Here is a 15584-nt window from a genome sequence, read left to right as displayed (position 1 = left end):
GTTCAGGCTTGCATGGCGTTGAACAACACGGCGATATCCAGCTCGCCCATGCCGGCCGATTGCGCCATGCGGCAATACGCGAGGTAGGCATCGGTGCTGGCGTGGGGCACGTTGGCACTCACCAGCGCATCAAGGACCACTTCCTGCCCGGCCACGTGCACATCCACCGACGCCTGTTCGCCGCCGTACTCGCCGGCAGTGATGCGGTTGGCGGCCGTGTCGATGCCGTCCACCAGCATGTCGGTCATGATCGACGACAACGTCTTAAAGGCGTCCACCGACACCTCGGCAGAGGCTGCCAGCACAGCGCCTTCAAGCCAGGCTGCAAACGCGCCAAAGTAAAACGCGTAAAGCGCCAGGTACGTGGGGGTGCAGGCTTTAGGATCGGCGCCGAGATAGCGTGGGCTGCCGGCCAGCAGCGTGAGTGTTTGCTGGTGGGCGTGCCAGGCGTCGGGGTTACCGGAATACAGGATGGCGGTTTTTGCCGCGCCAATATCCTTGGGGTAACAGAGGATGCCGCCGTCCAGATAGCGGGCGTTGTGTTCGTCTGCCCAGTGCGCCAGCCGTTCAACATCGTCCACCGTGCCGGTGCTCATGTTCACCACGGTTCTGCCACCCAGGTCAGAGGTCGGGCCCAGGCTTGCCAGCACGGTTTCGCAGGCTGCTTTGTCGATCATGCAAATGATGGTCAGGTCACTGGCCAGCAGGGCTGACTGTGCGTCGTGAGCCAACGTAGCGCCGGCGTTTACCAGGGGCGCCGCGCGCTCGGCGCTGCGGTTCCACACGGTCACTGCGCAGCCGGCTTGCAACAGGGTGTGGGCCAAGACACCGCCCATGGCCCCAAGGCCGAGCACACTGACCGAAGGAGTAGCGTGTGGCATAAAACAGTCCTCTGCAAAATGAGAAACGGCGACCAAGTGGCCGCCGTTGTGTGGGGTTACACCGTGGCAGGCGTGTCAAAGTCGACCGCGGTGCCCAGCCAGCCGTCCCAGCGTTTGGTCCAGTACAGGTTGTGCAGCTGGGTGGTCAGCGCGCCAGGGCCGGCCTTACCGCCCAGCACGCGGTCGTCGACGCTGTTGATCGGCATGACGCCGCCCGCCGTGGAGGTCAGAAAGGCCTCATCGGCGTTAAGCAGTTGTTCGACATGCACCCGCTCAACGTGCAGCGGCAAACCGATTTCTTTCGCCAGCTCCAAGGTGGTTTTACGGGTGATGCCTTCCAGGCAACCGGAGTCCGGGGTGAACAGCACGCCGTCTTTGATCAGGAAAATGTTCGAGCCCGGTGCCTCGGTCAGGTAGCCGTCTGCGTCGCACAGTACCGACCATTCTTTCTGCGCCTTCTGTGCTTCGAACAGCGACAGCTTTAGGTCCATCCAGTGGAAGTTTTTCGCCGTGGGGTCGACCGCTTTTGGCGGGATGCGGATAAACAGCTTGCTGACCAATACGTCGATGCCACGGCTGCGCTGTTCGTCGTCAGAAATGAACACGTACGGCACTACAAAGGCGTAGAAGCGGTTTTCATAGGCCTGCGGGTTGATGCGGTCGTTGCCGTCGGGCATGAAGCCCCGGGTGACGGCCCACCACACGTACGCTTCCTTGGTGCCTGCTTGCTTGATCAGGTTTTCCAGAATCTCGACGGTTTCTGCTTTGGAGTAGGGATTGGTCAACTGGAACTTGCGGCACGCGCTTTCGAAACGCTCCAGGTGATCTTCCAGGCGGAACAGGTAGCCCTTGCTGACGCTGACCACGTCATAGCAGGCATCGGCCTGGGTGAAGCCCAGGTCGGACATTGGAATGGCGGCGTTATCCAGGTCCACGTAGGTGCCATGGATAAACGCCGAGCCGTGCGCATACTCGGGAGCGTGGGCAACTCGGGTGTGCGCCGGATCGTTCAACATGATGTGGTCTGCCTGGATGATGGTCATCGCGCTCTCTCTTCTAAAGAATGAATTGGCGCCGGTTGCAGCGCGCCGTGCCCGTGTAGCTGTGGGTTCATCTTAGGAGTGGCAGACGCAGGGCCAACAGGTGAGGTGGGGCCAAGTTAGCAAGGCGATGCGGCCAACCGGGCATGCCGGCAGTGGGAAAAGAGCGGTGTCCCGCCACGATCATTTTCTTGGCCCCCAATCACCTTTTGTGCGGCGCAGGGCGTGCCTACAGTCGTGGCATTCCGGCGCACCGTCGCCAACGCACACCACTGAGGGGAACCGGCATGACGCATTCGAACGTGACGTTTATTGGTCTGGGGCAAATGGGCGCGGCGCTGGTCCCGCCGTTTATTCAGGCGGGGTTGCAGGTGACTGTGTGGAACCGCTCAATCGCCAAGGCCGAGCCACTGGAGGCCATGGGTGCCACTGCCCAAGCTAATATTGCTGATGCCATCAACGCCTCCGACTTGATCATTGTTTGCCTGTCGGACTACGCCTCCAGCAACGCCCTGTTGCTTCAAGCGCAAATCACCCCGCTGCTCAAAGGCAAGACGCTGGTGCAATTCACCACCGGTGACGCCCGGCAGGCGCAGGCGGGCGCGCAATGGGCAGAAGAGATCGGCCTGAACTATCTGGACGGCGCGATCATGGATTACCCCACCAAGGTGGGTAGGCCCGAATGCATGCTGCTGGTCTCAGGCCCCGAGGCCGTGTGGAACAGCTGCGCCAACGAGATGCGCTTGCTGGGCGGGCGCATGACCTACGTCGGCGCAAAACCGGGCTCGGCCAATGTGCTCGATGGCAGCCTGCTCACCATGTATTACGGCAACACGTTCGCCTTGATGCAAAGCGCCGCGATGCTGCAGGCCGAACAAGTGGATATCAAAGATTTCGCCACGGCGTTGCAGGCCTTCAAACCCGTGATCGAAAGCACCTGGAAACGCACCATCGAGGCCATTGACCAGCAAAACTACGCGGGCCAAGAAGCGTCGATTTATGTGCATTCGCTGGGGGTGCAGTCGTTGCTGGAACGGGCGAAAAATGCCGGCGTTGAACATGGCCTGCTGGCGTTGTTTTCTGGCTACGTTGACCGAGCCCTGAGCAATGGTCACGGCGCGGATGAGCTGCCTGCGGCCTATGAGGTATTCCGTCCGCAATGATCCTGCAGGATCCTTCAGGATGACCGCTGCGCACCTGTTTGGCCCTTGCAGCGAGCGCATAATCAGCCCATGGACAGGCCCCGATCTTCAGGGGGCGATGTGCTGAAAATAACAATAACTTCCCGAACTCTGCCGCCTTTCGTATTTAGGAGCACCGTATGCGTGATGCATCCAGCCTTCATTTAATCGGCGATCACTCGTTTCTGATTGATGAATCCATTGGCGACCTTGACCTTGATCTGGTGAAAAGCTTGGTGGCGTTGGAATCGGCCGAAAATGCCAGTGACGAAACCCGTCAGCCCACTCGCTCCATCATTATTTCGGCTGCCGCCTGGTTTATTGCCGGCGTGGCGTTGTGGGCCCTGGTGGGCTTCTCCATCTGAAGAGGGTGCAACCATGAGTAACTCGAACACAGATGTAAGCGGCCAAATTTCACGGGAAACCCTCGCCGGGCGCTTGCCGGTAGCAGGTTCCGCGCGCTTGTATACCGGTTTTGGCACGTTACTGAACGCGGCCGTGGCGCTTGGCGCCGCCAGCTACAACTACTTGTTTGGCGCATCGGTGGCGGCGGTTGGCAGTACCTCGCTGGGCATCATGGGCTATGTGATTGGCCTGATGATGACCCTGGCGCCGATGTACCTGGCCTCCGGCATGATCAGCTATCGCCATGGCGTAGACCCGGTTGATGCCGCCAAAAGCGCGCTGGGCACCCGTGGTTCGGCGCTGCTGCTTTTTATGATTCTGATCACCACGTTGGGTTGGGCCTTCGTACTGGTGGCCATGACTGGACAGGCTGCCGGACGGCTGCAACAGGTGCTGATGAACCCGGGCGGTGGTATCGACAACACGTTTGTCGCGACGGTCTCGATTGCGATGCTGGTGCTGGTTTGGCTGGCGCTGCGCAAAGGACCGGCGATGATGGCACTGATGACCCGCTTTACCTCCCCTGCGGTGCTCATCATTGCGGCTGTTTTGCTGTACCTGATTACCCGTGATGTCAGCCTATCGACGTTATGGCACACCAATGTGCCGGAGAGCTCGGCGTACGCGACCGACCCCTTGCTGCAACTGGCCTATGGCGTTGAATTTGGTGCCTCCAATGCGCTGACCATCGTGCCTTTTTTCGGCGGCATGGCGCGCTTGATCCACAAACGCAAACACCTGATTACGCCTTGCCTGCTGGGAGCCGGGTTGATCGGCGCCGGGTTTACCACGGCAGTCGGGGCATTGGCCTCGGTGGCAACCGGCTCGACGGAACCTGCCGAGTGGGTGGTTAAAACCGCTGGCAATGGGTTGGGCTCGGTGATTGTGATCGTGCTGCTGCTAGCCAACCTGGGGACGCTGGTGAGCTTCTTCTACCTGGCTGGAGTGTCGGTGCAGCAAATCCGGTTTTTTGCCCGAATGCGCTGGGACGTGATCATTGCGGTGTTGCTACTGCCGGGCGTGTTTGTCGCCTTCGAAACCGACTGGCTGATTGCCCATGTGATGAACTGGCTGGCCTATAACGGCGCCATGTTTGCCGGCATTGCAGCGGTACTGTTCACCGACTACCTGCTACTGCGTCGCCAACACATTTTGCCCGCCCATCTGTTCGTGAAGAGCAGCGAAAGTGCCTACTGGTACTGGGGCGGTGTGAACTGGGTGGCCATTGGGGTGGTGGTGTTGGGCGCAGCGAGCTACCTGTCGTTTTTTAACCCGATGACCCTGGAAGTGGGCAGCTCGTTCCGCTACCTAGGGGCTGCCATGCCGTCGTTCTTCTTGAGCATCGTTGTTTACTACGCTGCCATGCGGTTGGTGATTGCGGCGACGAACAAAGGTGGGTATCGCGGCACCGCCACACTGGCAACAAAAAAGGTTGCCGTGGGCCTGTAAAACAGACGCTGTCGTCAGCCAAGGCCCCGGCACTGCGTCGGGGCCTTGGCGTTTCTGCTTTCACGCCATTGGCTCACCTGAAAGTTGACCGCGGCGCACCTGTTAGCCGGCCATGACGGACGCATAATCACCGCCTGATTGGTTTCGATGATCAAGGCGGGGACGTACATGAGTGATGCCAATAGCGGCGATATCAGCGCAGTCACGGCGCGCGAGGCGCTGGCCGGGCGTTTGCCGATTCGGGGCGCTGATCGCCTTTACACCGGTTTCGGTTCGTTACTGGCCGCGTGCGTGGCCATCGGCGCGGCGAGTTTTAACTACCTCTTCGGCGCCTCGATAGCCTACATCGGCAACACCAGTATTGGCATTCTGGGCTACCTGATCGGTTTGATTGTCGGGCTGGCTCCGGTGTATCTGGCCTCCGGGCTGATTTGCTACCGTCATGGTGTGGACCCGGTGGATGCTGCCAAAAGCTCGATGGGCACGCGCGGTTCGTCCTTGTTGTTGGCGCTGATTTTGATCACCACGCTAGGCTGGTCGTTTGTATTGATCGCCATGACGGGGCAGGCTGCCGGGCGTCTGCAGCAAGTGCTGTTCAACCCGGGTGGCGAGATCAATAACGGCTTTGTCGCGGTGGTGTCGGCGGCGATGCTAGTGCTGATCTGGGTGTTGCTCAGAAAAGGCCCGCTGATGATTGCCTTGTTGACGCGCTATACCTCGCCCGCGATTCTGATCATCGCCTGCGTGTTGGTGTACCTGATCACCCGCGATGTCAGCCTGACCACGCTGCTGCACACCAATGTCGACCCCAAGTTGGCCTATGCCAGCGATCCGCTGTTGCAGTTGGCCTACGGTGTTGAATTTGGCGCGGCCAATGCGCTGACCAGCGTGCCGTTTTTTGGCGGCATTGCGCGGTTGATCCAGAAACGCAAACACGTCATCACACCGTCGTTGCTCGGCGCTGGCGTTATCGGCGCAGTGTTTACGTCTGCGGTCGGCGCGCTGGCTGCGATTGCCACCGGTTCCACCGAACCGGCTGAGTGGGTGGTTAAAACAGCCGGCAATGGGTTTGGCACCGTGATCGTGTCGTTGCTGCTGCTGGCAAACCTGGGCACGTTAATCAGCTTTTTCTACTTTGCCGGGGTTTCGGTGCAGCAGGTGCGCTTCTTCGCCAAAATGCGCTGGGATTTTATCGTCGCCATCCTGTTATTGCCCGGCCTGGTGGTGGCGTTCAATACGCAGTGGTTAATCGCCCATGTGATGAATTGGCTGGCCTATAACAGCGCCATGTTTGTCGGCATCGCGGCGGTGATGCTGGTCGACTACCTGCTGCTGCGCCGTCAGGTGGTGTTGCCAGCGCACCTGTTTGTGAAAGATCAGCACAGCGCCTACTGGTTCTGGGGCGGGGTGAACTGGGTGGCCATGGCGACCATTGCCCTGGGCGGCGTGGTGTACCTGCTGCTGTTTGACCCCTTGACCCTTCAAGTGGGACCCACCTTCCGTTATGTGGGTGCCACCATGCCGACCTTGGCGATTTGTATGCTGGCCTATTACTTGGCCATGCGCGTGGTGATTGCTAGTGGTGTGCGCGGCGGCTACCGCAACGTCCAACAACTGTCCGAGAAGAAGGTGAGGGTAGGGTTGTAACGCGTTATTGAGGTGAAAAAAACCCTGGTCATTGGCCAGGGTTTTTTGTTTCTGCATGGCCTACGCGTGGGCGTGAACGACGGCACCGGCCCGTGCCCCGGGTAGGGTGAATGCTGGCGGCAGAGCCCAGTCGATTTCGCGGTTTTGCGAGCGGAAGGCGCGGGGGGCGGTGCCGGTCCAGCGCTTGAATGCGTGACGGAAATTGGCTGCATCGCTGTAGCTGAGTTTTTCGGAAATGGCCTCGGTGGTCAGGGGCGTATCGAGCAGGTAACGGATCGCCAGTTTCTTGCGCACGTCTTCAAGGATCAGGTTGTACGAGCTGCCCACCGCCTCAAGCTTGCGGCGCAGGGTGCGAGGCGATAGGTGCAGCCGCGAAGCGACCTCAGGCAGCGGCGGAATTCGGCTTGGCGAGGCCAACAGCATTTTTTGAATCTGGTAGCACAGGTCGTAGCGCTGGCTGATTTCACGCAACTGAGTGCCGCACAGCGCCTTGCAGGACTGATGCGTCATGACGTGGGATTGCGGTAACGGTTGCGCGACGTAGTGGCTGCTAAAGCTGATGCAGCTGTCCTGGCAATTGACCTGGGTCGGCACGCCGAGAGCATCGGAAATGACCTGGGCTTCGCCTGGGTCGGCGTTGAGATTCAGGCGCAGAGCCTGAGCCTTGAAGCCGTGGCCCAGAATGTCGCCAAGCAGGGTCAGAATTTTTGCGCTTTCCAGCAGCGTGGAGAAATATTTCTCGGCGCCTAGCAACGCGAAACTCTCACGCAAGTACAGCGTAGCGACGTCGCCGTCGACCTCCAGATGCAACTGATGTTTAAGGTTGGCCAGCAGCCCGAAGTGGTTGGCAATGTCTAGCGCTTCGCTTAACGAGGCGCTACTGAGCAGGGTGAAGCCCAGCATGCCGTAGGCAGTCAGGTGCATCTGTTGGCCAATGTGCAGTGCCAGCAGGGGGTCCTGGCAGCAGCCAGTCAGCGTGCCCAGCCATTGGCTAAGCGATAGGCGAGTGGCGGGGTCAAATACCGCCGCGTGGTGCAGGCCGTGGTGGGCCAATACGTGGGCCAACGCAGCAGGCTCGCCACTGTGTCTGGCGACCAGGGCCTGGAGTTCGACGGTAGAGAAGACGCGGTCTTCTGGAGTGATGGGTGACGCATGCACTGACACCATTTTTACGGCCCTCATCGGCTAGCCAAGTCTTTCCGCCCGCTGAAGGGGGCGAACGTTGCAGGAAACACTTTCGGTCTTGGCAGGCCGGGGATCATCGTGGTGGTGCAGGGGCCGCGCTTTAATGCTGCGCGGTGAAGGGCGGGTTTCTTCGCCTCCACTTATGTCGAAGAGGTCGTGCGACCTATAAAACAAGGTCTGTTGACCTAAGTCAACGATTTTCATCGTTCAGTCACGGGCCAGCGAGCCAGCCAGCCAGTCCGGTCTGGATTGTTTTAGGTCGGTTGACCTTGGTGCGCGCCGTTCAGTACACTCCAGCCCATCAGCACGGCGCGCTGGCGCGGCGCGCAGCGTTGCAGGGTTGCGCCGTCCGCTCTGCGGCAGGCATCCTGTGTCGGAGTTAGTGGCTTTTGGAGTAAGTCGATGTTGAGTGAAGCGTCGCGGGCCGAATCGTTATTCGAGCGCACCGCCAGTCCGCGTGAAAAGAAACGTGTCCAGCGCATCGAGGACATTATCGACACCGCTGCACTTATCTTCGTCCGCGACGGTTACGCGCAGTTTTCCGCGCGCCGGGTTGCCAGCGAGTTGGGCATCAGCCTGAGCAACCTTCAGCACTACTGCGGCACCACCGAAAATCTGTTGCTGTCGATGATCCGCGCCAAAATCGAAGTGTTTGTGACTCAGTTCGTGGCCATCGCCGGCGACACGTCTCGGCCCGCCGAGCAGCGCCTGATTGATGTGATTACGCAAGACATGGAAGCGGCGCGCGACCCCTGGATCGCCTCGTTTTCCTTCCAAAGCTGGGCCCTGGCCGAACACGATCAAGCCGTCGGTGAGCACCTCAGCGCCATTTACGAAACCTTTTGCCGGGTGATGGGTGAGTTGATCCAGGAAGTGAATCCGCAACTTGCTCCGGGCCGTGCGCAGGTGTTTGCCGTGCTGATCGCCTCGCAAATTGAAGGCTTGCTGTTCTATCACAAGCACACCAGCGCGCTTAAGCAAAACTGGCAAGAGACCGTCGACACCACGCTGGCCATGTGGCTGATGATGATTCGCGCCGGGTGACCGGTTGCAGTCGGCCATGACGCCCCGTTTTTAGGTCATTACTCACCTGTTGGAAGGTTGGCCCTGCGCTTTAAGCTCGGGATCGAATCCGCTTCCAGGGTGAGCACCATGGCTACCTCGCTACAACCCATCGACCGCCTGGCCACCTTGCACTTCATTGCTTTGGTTGATGCCTTCGTCGCTGAATCCGGACACTCAACCGCTCGCCTGCTGCAGGGCACTCAGTTGGTGGCCGACGACCTGCGCGCTGGCGACAAGCTGATCTCGGTGGAGCAGGAGTGCATGATTTTGCGCAACGCCCAGCGCCTTACCCAGGCGGAGCACCTTGGGTTGGAGCTGGGCCAACGCTGCCGCTTGGCCGCCTATGGGGTGTTTGGTTTTACCCTGCTGTCCAGCCGCGATCTGCGCGCTGCGCTGGAGCTGTTTTTCGAGTACCCGTTGCCGCTGGGCACGGGCTTTGAATTAAGCTTGGTGCAGGAACAGCGTACTGGCTGGCTCAACGTCGACGCCTTGTTTGACATTGAAGATGAGCTGCGCTGGCTTGCCATCGAGTTTTCGCTGACTGCGCTGCAAAGCGTGATGGCCGATCTGCTCTACCAACCCCTGCCGCTGAACGCGATCAACATCGGGTTTGCGGTTGCGCCGCAGGCGGCGCCGTATCAGCGCTACTTCAACTGCCCGGTGACGTTTGATCTGTCGCGGCCCACCAGTTTGTCGTTTGATGCGGCGTGGTTGGACCACCCCTTACCCTGCGCAAACGCGGCCGCGCACAGTGAAATGCGCGCGCATTGTTCGGTGCTTAAATCCCACCTGGAAAGCCCCCGGGATTTCCTCGCCAACGTACGCTCGGCCATCTGCTTGGGGTTCGACACGTCACCCTCTTTAAGCAATGTGGCCACCTCAATGGCCTGTTCCAGCAAAACCTTGCAGCGTCACCTGCGCGCAGCGGGCACCAGCTTTAACGAGCTGTTGTGTGAGGCTCGTTACCAGCGTGCGCAAGAGCTTTTACTGCGTGAAATGCCGGTGGCGCGCATCGCTGAAAGCCTGGGTTTTAGCGAGGCCGCCGCCTTTCGCCGAGCGTTTCAACGCTGGAGCGGTTGCACGCCGTCGCAGTACCGCTCGCACGCCAAACATTGAATGGGGGCATGTCTCCCACGATCCCCTTTTTTGACCTGTTTGCGCCTTCAGCGCTCTGCCCATAGCTCCGACAATCGGTCCCAAGCGGCCTGCATAGGTCGCGGTTCAGACCATAGGACACGGGGAAAAAATGTCATGAAGGCAGCAGTCGGTTTTATCGCAGTGGGTGTGAGCGCGTTGTACGCGAATTCCAGTTTCGCACTCGACAGTTTCCAGATTGGCGAGGTGCTGGTGGAGCCCAGCGTCACAGTGGGCGGCGCCTACCTCTATCACAAGAACCAAGCGTTCGGCGCACGCACCAGCGGCATCGGCCTGGAGGTGGATCGCAGCTCCAGCCGCTTTGAAGGGTTTGTGCTTCCCGGCTTGAGCATCACCGGGCCGGCGACGGATTACGGCACCGTATTCGGCGGTGTGTCGGCGGTCGGCGCATTAACCCGTGGCGGCACCGATGGCGGCGGTTTTACGCGCGACAATCCTGAGTCGATTGGGCTGGAAACCGCTTTTGTTGGCTGGAAAAGCGCCGACCTGTTTCCGTCCCTGGGCAAAGATGCAATCAGCATCAGCGCCGGGCGGCAGAATTTCATGATCGACAACGGCTTTCTGATTGGCGACGGCCATGCCGACCAAGCCAAAGATGCCGCAGCCTGGATCGGGCCGCGCACCGCATTCACCAAAACCCTGATTGCCTCGCTGGACACCGGCAAGGTGCACGCCGACCTATTCGACCTTACCGCCAACGCCGACCTGGATTACGCCGACTACCGCGACCGCATGCGGTTACGTGGCGGCAACTTCGAGTGGCGTGATTCCGTGGGCACCCTTGGCGCCACGTATTTCCACACCACCGATGCCGACAACTCGTTTCGCGATGGTATCGATGTGTACGACCTGCGCGCCAAGGGCACGCCGTTCAAGGCCTTGCCACAAGTCAGCCTGGCGGCCGAATACGTGTGGGAGGACGGTGGTGAGCCGGACAAATCGGCCCATGGCTGGTATGCCCAAGCCACCTATTCGTTCACCGACCTGCCTTGGACCCCCGCGGTGACCTACCGCCGTACCCAGTATTCCGACGACTACGACCCGATGAGCTACGGCTACGGTGGCGAGTACGGCACCTGGTACCAGGGCGAGGTGGTGGGCGAGTACATGGTGTTCAACGCCAACGTAAACATTGACATGCTCAGGCTAGCCGTGCAGCCGCATCAGGATGTGGGCGTCGGGTTGGTCGGCTATCGCTTCCAGTTGGAAAAAAAGCCTGATGGCGTGACCAGCAACGACTTTGCCAATGAAGTGGACCTGTATGTGAACTGGGCCATTACGCCTGCGCTGTCACTGAGCGCGGTGTATGCGGTGGCTGTGCCAGGTGATGGTGCCAAGGAGTTGTACGGCGATAACGAGCGTTCCCAGCTGTTCCAAACCCTGGTGACCTGGACGTTTTAATCGCAGTTTCGGAGGGGGCGTCATTGCCCCTTTTCGTGCGTGACCAGGTGGCCGTTATTCACCTGTTAATGTCTGGCAGCAACCTGTGGCGTAGGCGCGCGTCCCCCTATATTTCCTCATGACGAATCCATTTTTCCAAGCGCAGCCACGCGCTGTTTCCGCCCACTGATCCGTAAGGAATCCATCATGTCCAAGGCCTCTCTTGTCACACTGCCCAACACAGCGTCCGTCGAACAGGTCGTGGAAATTATCGAACGCGATGGCGGTGTGATCATTGCCGACTTCATTACCGGCACGGCGTTTCAAGAGCTCAAGCAGCAGATCGACGCGGCATTGGACACGTCCACCTTTGGCCACGAAAACTTCTTCGTGGGCACGTCGACTCGCCGTGCCAGCCGCCTGTTCGCCCGCTGCAGCCGCATGGTTGACGTAGTGATGCACCCTCTATACCTGGGCGCCGCCCGGCAAATTCTGCAAAAGCCGGTATCGGTCTGGTTTGGTCATGAACGCACCACGGTCACCCCGCAAATTCAGATTGGCATGACCCAGGCCATCCAAATTCATCCGGGGCAGGGCAAGCAGCCGTTGCACCGCGACGACACCAGCTTTCTGTGGCGCCATCCCAACTACGGCCGCGAAGCGCGCCTGCAGATCATGCTGGCCGTGACTGAATTCAACGAAACCACCGGCGCCACCAAAGTGATTCCAGGCAGCCACAAGTGGGACGACGAGCGCCGTCCGGAACCTGAAGAAGCCATTGATGCGGTGATGGCGGTCGGTTCCGCGTTGCTGTTTATCGGCTCCACCTACCACGGTGGCGGCACTAACAGCAGTGACGCGCCACGTACCGGCCTGACCATGGGCATCGACCTGGGCTGCGTGCGCCAAGAAGAAAACCAATACCTGTCGGTGCCATTCGACGTGCTCAAAGGCCTGCCGGAAGACGTGCAGCGTCTGTTGGGTTGGGACGCCGGCGAGAACTTTATGGGCTGGGTGGAGCAGGGCGGCAAGATGGTCAGCCCGCACACCCACTTGCAAGCGGATGACGTACTGCGCTCGCTCGGACTCGTGGGTGGTATGCACTAAAGCGCTGGGTTTAACGCGTGTCGAAGGCAGCCCAAGGGCTGCCTTTTTTATGAGCGCTTTACCGGCAACGGGACATAAAAAAGGCGCCGGGGGGCGCCTGAAAAAATTCACCTGAACCAAGGGCAAAGCCAGGTGAGCCAGGCAGAGGAGTGGAGCGGTGGTAAGGCGCAGCCCCTGCTGGCATCGACGGTAATCGAGTGCGGCTATTTTAAAGCGCACCGCGCGCCAAGACAGGTTCGCGGTGGCCAAAAACAGTGCTTAACGCAGCAACGCAGTAAGCTCGGCGTCGACCTGCTGCAGCCAACTCGCGTCAGCGCCAAACAAAGCCAAATGGCCAAACGGGCTGTCGATGGAAGTGAAGCGCGTCTGGGCAATCAACTGCGCGTCGCAATGACAAATCGCGGGTGGGAAATACAGGTCTTGGGTAATCGGCAACACCAGGGTTTTGGCCGTGATGCGCCCCAATGCCGCCGCAAGATCGCCGCCGCACCCATGGCCGACGTCCGCCCCTCGCCATTTTTCCAACATCGTAATCAGCGCGTTGGGGTCCATGGGCGCGAAGTACGGCGTCATAAACCCTTCAACAAAATCGGCAACCGTGGCAAACCCCATCGCCTGGTAATGCCGCTGTTCGAAGAAGTCAGCGCTCAACCCATGCAGCGTCATCAGCCGGGCGTGTTGTTTCAAGCCCTCGCTGACCGCAGTGGAGTCTGCGTAATTGCCCCCGGCAAACCCAGGGTCGGTGCGCAGGCCATGCATGATGGCGTCGGCAATCAGTTGATTGACCTCGCTGGTGCGCGCGCTGCCGGCAATTGCGGCTAAGCGGTGCACCATCGACGGGTACCGCACCGCCCACTCGTAGGCTTGTTGCGCGCCCATCGAGCCACCCATTACCAACGCCAGGCTGTTAATCCCCAAGTGCTCGGTAAGCAGGCGATGCTGAGCACTCACGTCATCGGCAATTGCGATGCTCGGAAAGCCCGCGCGGGCGTGTGGGCCTGCAGTGTTATGTGGCGAGCTGGACAGCCCGTTTCCCAACTGGTTAACAACGATGATGAAGTACTTCGCCGGGTCGATGGCGCGCCCGGCGCCGATAAAGACGTCCTCGATGATTTTGCTGGTGCCGGAGTACCACGTGGGAATCAGGATGGCGTTGTCTTTGGCACTGTTGAGCTGGCCGTGCAGGGCAACCGCCAACCGGCAATCGCGCAAGGTGGCACCCGATGCGAGGGCGAGGTCACCGATGCCGATAAGTTCGTACGCACCGTGATGTTCAGGGTTGTAGTAGGCGTGAGTCATGGGGGCACCCAGTGGAGCAGACGGTGGCGAAAGCGCCGGCCCGAGAGCCGGCGCAGCGGTCAGTTAATGCGAAATTCCGCGTAGCCCTGCGCCGCCACGGCGTCGCAGTGTTCGCGGTACACGTTGACGCCGCCTGCGTAGGCCAGCAGGCGTTTCGGCTTGCCGTCGACGTTGGCGCCGGTGTACCAGGAGCGGGTCTTGGCCACTAACGAAGTCGCCGCCATTTCATCGTGGTGGGCCACCCACCGGTCTTGCTGCGCCAAGGTGGGTTCGATAACCGCGCGTTGGTTTTTTTCCAGGAAATCGATGCAGTCGGTAATCCACTCAACCTGATGCTGCAGGCACGTCGGCGCGTTGCACAGCGCAGCCCCGGGCGACAGTGGCGCGGCGGTCAGGAACAGGTTGGGGAATTTGTGCACCATCAACCCCAACGTGGTACGCAAGTCGTGGGCCCACTCATCACGCAGCAACTGCTGGTCGCGGCCACGAATATCGATCTGGGTTAGCGCGCCGGTGGAGGCATCAAAACCGGTGGCCAGAATCAGGGCATCCTGCTCGTGAATCTTGCCATCGGCGGTTTGTACGCCGTTCTCGACGATGCGTTCGATGGGCGCCGCCTTGATGTCGACGATCTCCACATTTGGCCGCAGGAAAGTCTCCAGGTAGCCGGTGTCCAGCGGCACTCGGCGGGTGCCAAAACCGTAGTCGGTAGGCACCAGTTTTTTGATCAGGGCTGGATCCTTGATGCGCGCGGCCATTTTTTCCCGGACGAACGCGGACACCTCATTATTCACCCCCTCGTCGACAAACAGTTCGCCATACGAGCCGGCCCACAGGGCAAGCGAGCCATCGTTCCAGAGCATCTCCAGAATCGCCCGGCGTGCCTCGGGCGTTGCATCGTAGAAGGCGCCGTAGGTGAAATCGAAATCAAAGCCGACAAAGCTGTTGCGGGCCAGCGCCTTGATCTCGTGGAAGCGCGCCTTAAGCGCGGCACGGTCGGCATCGGTGTAGCGCTGGTTGCGCATCGGTATGGTGTAGGGCGCGGTGCGCTGGAAAACGGTCAGTGCGTTGACCTGCGGGGCGATGGTCTGCACCACTTGAATGCCGGTGGCGCCGGTACCGACGACGCCAACACGTTTGCCGGTGAAGTCCACTGGTTCCTTGGGCCAGCGTGCGGTGTGATAGACCTCCCCCTTGAAAGACTTCTCGCCGACAAACAGGTTTTTCAGCGGCGTCGACAGCGTACCGGCGCAGGAAATCAGGTATTTGGCATTGAGGGTAATGCCCTTGTCGGTGGTGATCTGCCAGCGTTCCTGGGTCTCGTCGAAATCACAGGCCAGCACGCGGGTGGAAAACTGGATGTCCTTGCGCAAGGCAAACCGGTCGGCGACGAAATTCAGGTAACGCTCGGTCTCGGGCTGTGCCGGAAAACGCTCGCTCCAGTTCCAGGCATTGTTCAGTTCTTCGGAAAACCAATACTGGTACACATGGCTGGGTGAGTCGACGCGGGCGCCGGGGTAACGGTTCCAATACCAGGTGCCGCCAACGCCGCTGCCGGCATCGATGGCCAGCACTTTCAGCCCCGCCTCACGCAAGCGGTAGAGCTGGTAAAGGCCACCGATACCGGCGCCAATAATCACCGCGTCATAACGTTGGGTGTTCTGTGCAGCGGACGGGCGAGCAGTTGCTAAAGGGGTGTTCATACGGCCTCCAGTTTTATTTTTATAGTCGGCGAAGCGTCAGTGCTGCCCCGGTGAGTGGGGGGGCAGCCGACAGTCCGGTAATGACCA

At 60.1% G+C, this 15584-nt stretch carries 13 protein-coding genes; 8 read left to right on the top strand and 5 right to left on the bottom strand.

What is annotated here, in order from left to right:
* Nucleotides 1-2: 2 nt before the first annotated feature.
* Together PKE98_RS21105 and PKE98_RS21100 are read right to left on the bottom strand one after the other, a co-directional pair.
* Nucleotides 3-917: an NAD(P)-dependent oxidoreductase gene (locus PKE98_RS21105; protein WP_271197368.1), complete on the bottom strand. Its 915-nt coding sequence runs from the start codon at nt 915-917 to the stop codon at nt 3-5.
* A gap of 20 nt (nt 918-937) precedes the next feature.
* On the bottom strand, nt 938-1924 hold the full coding sequence (locus PKE98_RS21100; protein WP_271197367.1) for an aminotransferase class IV: 987 nt from the start codon (nt 1922-1924) through the stop codon (nt 938-940).
* Nucleotides 1925-2067: 143 nt separating this feature from the next.
* Between PKE98_RS21100 and PKE98_RS21095 the strand changes: the two genes are divergently transcribed.
* The 4 genes from PKE98_RS21095 (at nt 2068) to PKE98_RS21080 (ending at nt 6603) form a co-directional block, all read left to right on the top strand.
* Nucleotides 2068-3084 carry an NAD(P)-dependent oxidoreductase gene (locus PKE98_RS21095; protein ID WP_271197366.1) on the top strand — a complete coding sequence of 339 codons (1017 nt, stop codon included), beginning with the start codon at nt 2068-2070 and terminating at the stop codon, nt 3082-3084.
* A 158-nt stretch (nt 3085-3242) separates the two neighbouring features.
* Complete coding sequence (locus PKE98_RS21090; RefSeq protein WP_271197365.1) at nt 3243-3467, top strand: hypothetical protein; 225 nt, start codon at nt 3243-3245, stop codon at nt 3465-3467.
* A 13-nt stretch (nt 3468-3480) separates the two neighbouring features.
* A complete protein-coding gene (locus PKE98_RS21085; protein ID WP_271197364.1) occupies nt 3481-4956 on the top strand; it encodes a cytosine permease in 1476 nt (491 codons plus the stop codon).
* 168 nt (nt 4957-5124) lie between these two features.
* Nucleotides 5125-6603 (top strand): cytosine permease, encoded by a 1479-nt coding sequence (locus tag PKE98_RS21080; protein WP_271197363.1) that lies wholly within the window; start codon nt 5125-5127, stop codon nt 6601-6603.
* 60 nt (nt 6604-6663) lie between these two features.
* Here the strand turns inward: PKE98_RS21080 and PKE98_RS21075 are convergent, their stop codons facing one another.
* A complete protein-coding gene (locus PKE98_RS21075; protein ID WP_271197362.1) occupies nt 6664-7770 on the bottom strand; it encodes an AraC family transcriptional regulator in 1107 nt (368 codons plus the stop codon).
* A gap of 420 nt (nt 7771-8190) precedes the next feature.
* Between PKE98_RS21075 and PKE98_RS21070 the strand changes: the two genes are divergently transcribed.
* The 4 genes from PKE98_RS21070 to PKE98_RS21055 all read left to right on the top strand — a co-directional run bounded on the left by PKE98_RS21070 (nt 8191) and on the right by PKE98_RS21055 (nt 12495).
* Nucleotides 8191-8832 (top strand): TetR/AcrR family transcriptional regulator, encoded by a 642-nt coding sequence (locus tag PKE98_RS21070; protein WP_271197361.1) that lies wholly within the window; start codon nt 8191-8193, stop codon nt 8830-8832.
* A 108-nt stretch (nt 8833-8940) separates the two neighbouring features.
* On the top strand, nt 8941-9969 hold the full coding sequence (locus PKE98_RS21065) for an AraC family transcriptional regulator (protein ID WP_271197360.1): 1029 nt from the start codon (nt 8941-8943) through the stop codon (nt 9967-9969).
* 135 nt (nt 9970-10104) lie between these two features.
* Nucleotides 10105-11409 (top strand): alginate export family protein, encoded by a 1305-nt coding sequence (locus tag PKE98_RS21060; RefSeq protein WP_271197359.1) that lies wholly within the window; start codon nt 10105-10107, stop codon nt 11407-11409.
* A 186-nt stretch (nt 11410-11595) separates the two neighbouring features.
* Nucleotides 11596-12495 carry a phytanoyl-CoA dioxygenase family protein gene (locus PKE98_RS21055; protein WP_271197358.1) on the top strand — a complete coding sequence of 300 codons (900 nt, stop codon included), beginning with the start codon at nt 11596-11598 and terminating at the stop codon, nt 12493-12495.
* A gap of 258 nt (nt 12496-12753) precedes the next feature.
* Here PKE98_RS21055 and PKE98_RS21050 read toward each other — a convergent pair whose 3' ends face one another.
* Together PKE98_RS21050 and PKE98_RS21045 are read right to left on the bottom strand one after the other, a co-directional pair.
* Nucleotides 12754-13794 carry an alpha/beta fold hydrolase gene (locus PKE98_RS21050; RefSeq protein WP_271197357.1) on the bottom strand — a complete coding sequence of 347 codons (1041 nt, stop codon included), beginning with the start codon at nt 13792-13794 and terminating at the stop codon, nt 12754-12756.
* A gap of 59 nt (nt 13795-13853) precedes the next feature.
* The gene (locus tag PKE98_RS21045) at nt 13854-15497 is read right to left on the bottom strand and encodes a flavin-containing monooxygenase (protein ID WP_271197356.1); all 1644 of its coding nucleotides are present in this window, start codon (nt 15495-15497) and stop codon (nt 13854-13856) included.
* Between the last annotated feature and the right edge of the window lie 87 nt (nt 15498-15584).

Source organism: Pseudomonas turukhanskensis (assembly GCF_027922365.1).
GTDB lineage: Bacteria > Pseudomonadota > Gammaproteobacteria > Pseudomonadales > Pseudomonadaceae > Aquipseudomonas > Aquipseudomonas turukhanskensis.
This window is presented reverse-complemented; position numbering and strand designations above follow the sequence as displayed.

Excerpts from the sequence above, each read along its gene's own strand:
- PKE98_RS21055 (WP_271197358.1), top strand. The coding sequence starts at position 11,596 with ATGTCCAAGGCCTCTCTTGTCACACTGCCCAACACAGCGTCCGTCGAA.
- PKE98_RS21095 (WP_271197366.1), top strand. The coding sequence starts at position 2,068 with ATGCCGGCAGTGGGAAAAGAGCGGTGTCCCGCCACGATCATTTTCTTG.
- PKE98_RS21070 (WP_271197361.1), top strand. The coding sequence starts at position 8,191 with ATGTTGAGTGAAGCGTCGCGGGCCGAATCGTTATTCGAGCGCACCGCC.
- PKE98_RS21080 (WP_271197363.1), top strand. The coding sequence starts at position 5,125 with ATGAGTGATGCCAATAGCGGCGATATCAGCGCAGTCACGGCGCGCGAG.
- PKE98_RS21065 (WP_271197360.1), top strand. The coding sequence starts at position 8,941 with ATGGCTACCTCGCTACAACCCATCGACCGCCTGGCCACCTTGCACTTC.
- PKE98_RS21045 (WP_271197356.1), bottom strand. The coding sequence starts at position 15,497 with ATGAACACCCCTTTAGCAACTGCTCGCCCGTCCGCTGCACAGAACACC.
- PKE98_RS21060 (WP_271197359.1), top strand. The coding sequence starts at position 10,105 with ATGAAGGCAGCAGTCGGTTTTATCGCAGTGGGTGTGAGCGCGTTGTAC.
- PKE98_RS21090 (WP_271197365.1), top strand. The coding sequence starts at position 3,243 with ATGCGTGATGCATCCAGCCTTCATTTAATCGGCGATCACTCGTTTCTG.
- PKE98_RS21085 (WP_271197364.1), top strand. The coding sequence starts at position 3,481 with ATGAGTAACTCGAACACAGATGTAAGCGGCCAAATTTCACGGGAAACC.
- PKE98_RS21050 (WP_271197357.1), bottom strand. The coding sequence starts at position 13,794 with ATGACTCACGCCTACTACAACCCTGAACATCACGGTGCGTACGAACTT.
- PKE98_RS21100 (WP_271197367.1), bottom strand. The coding sequence starts at position 1,924 with ATGACCATCATCCAGGCAGACCACATCATGTTGAACGATCCGGCGCAC.
- PKE98_RS21075 (WP_271197362.1), bottom strand. The coding sequence starts at position 7,770 with ATGGTGTCAGTGCATGCGTCACCCATCACTCCAGAAGACCGCGTCTTC.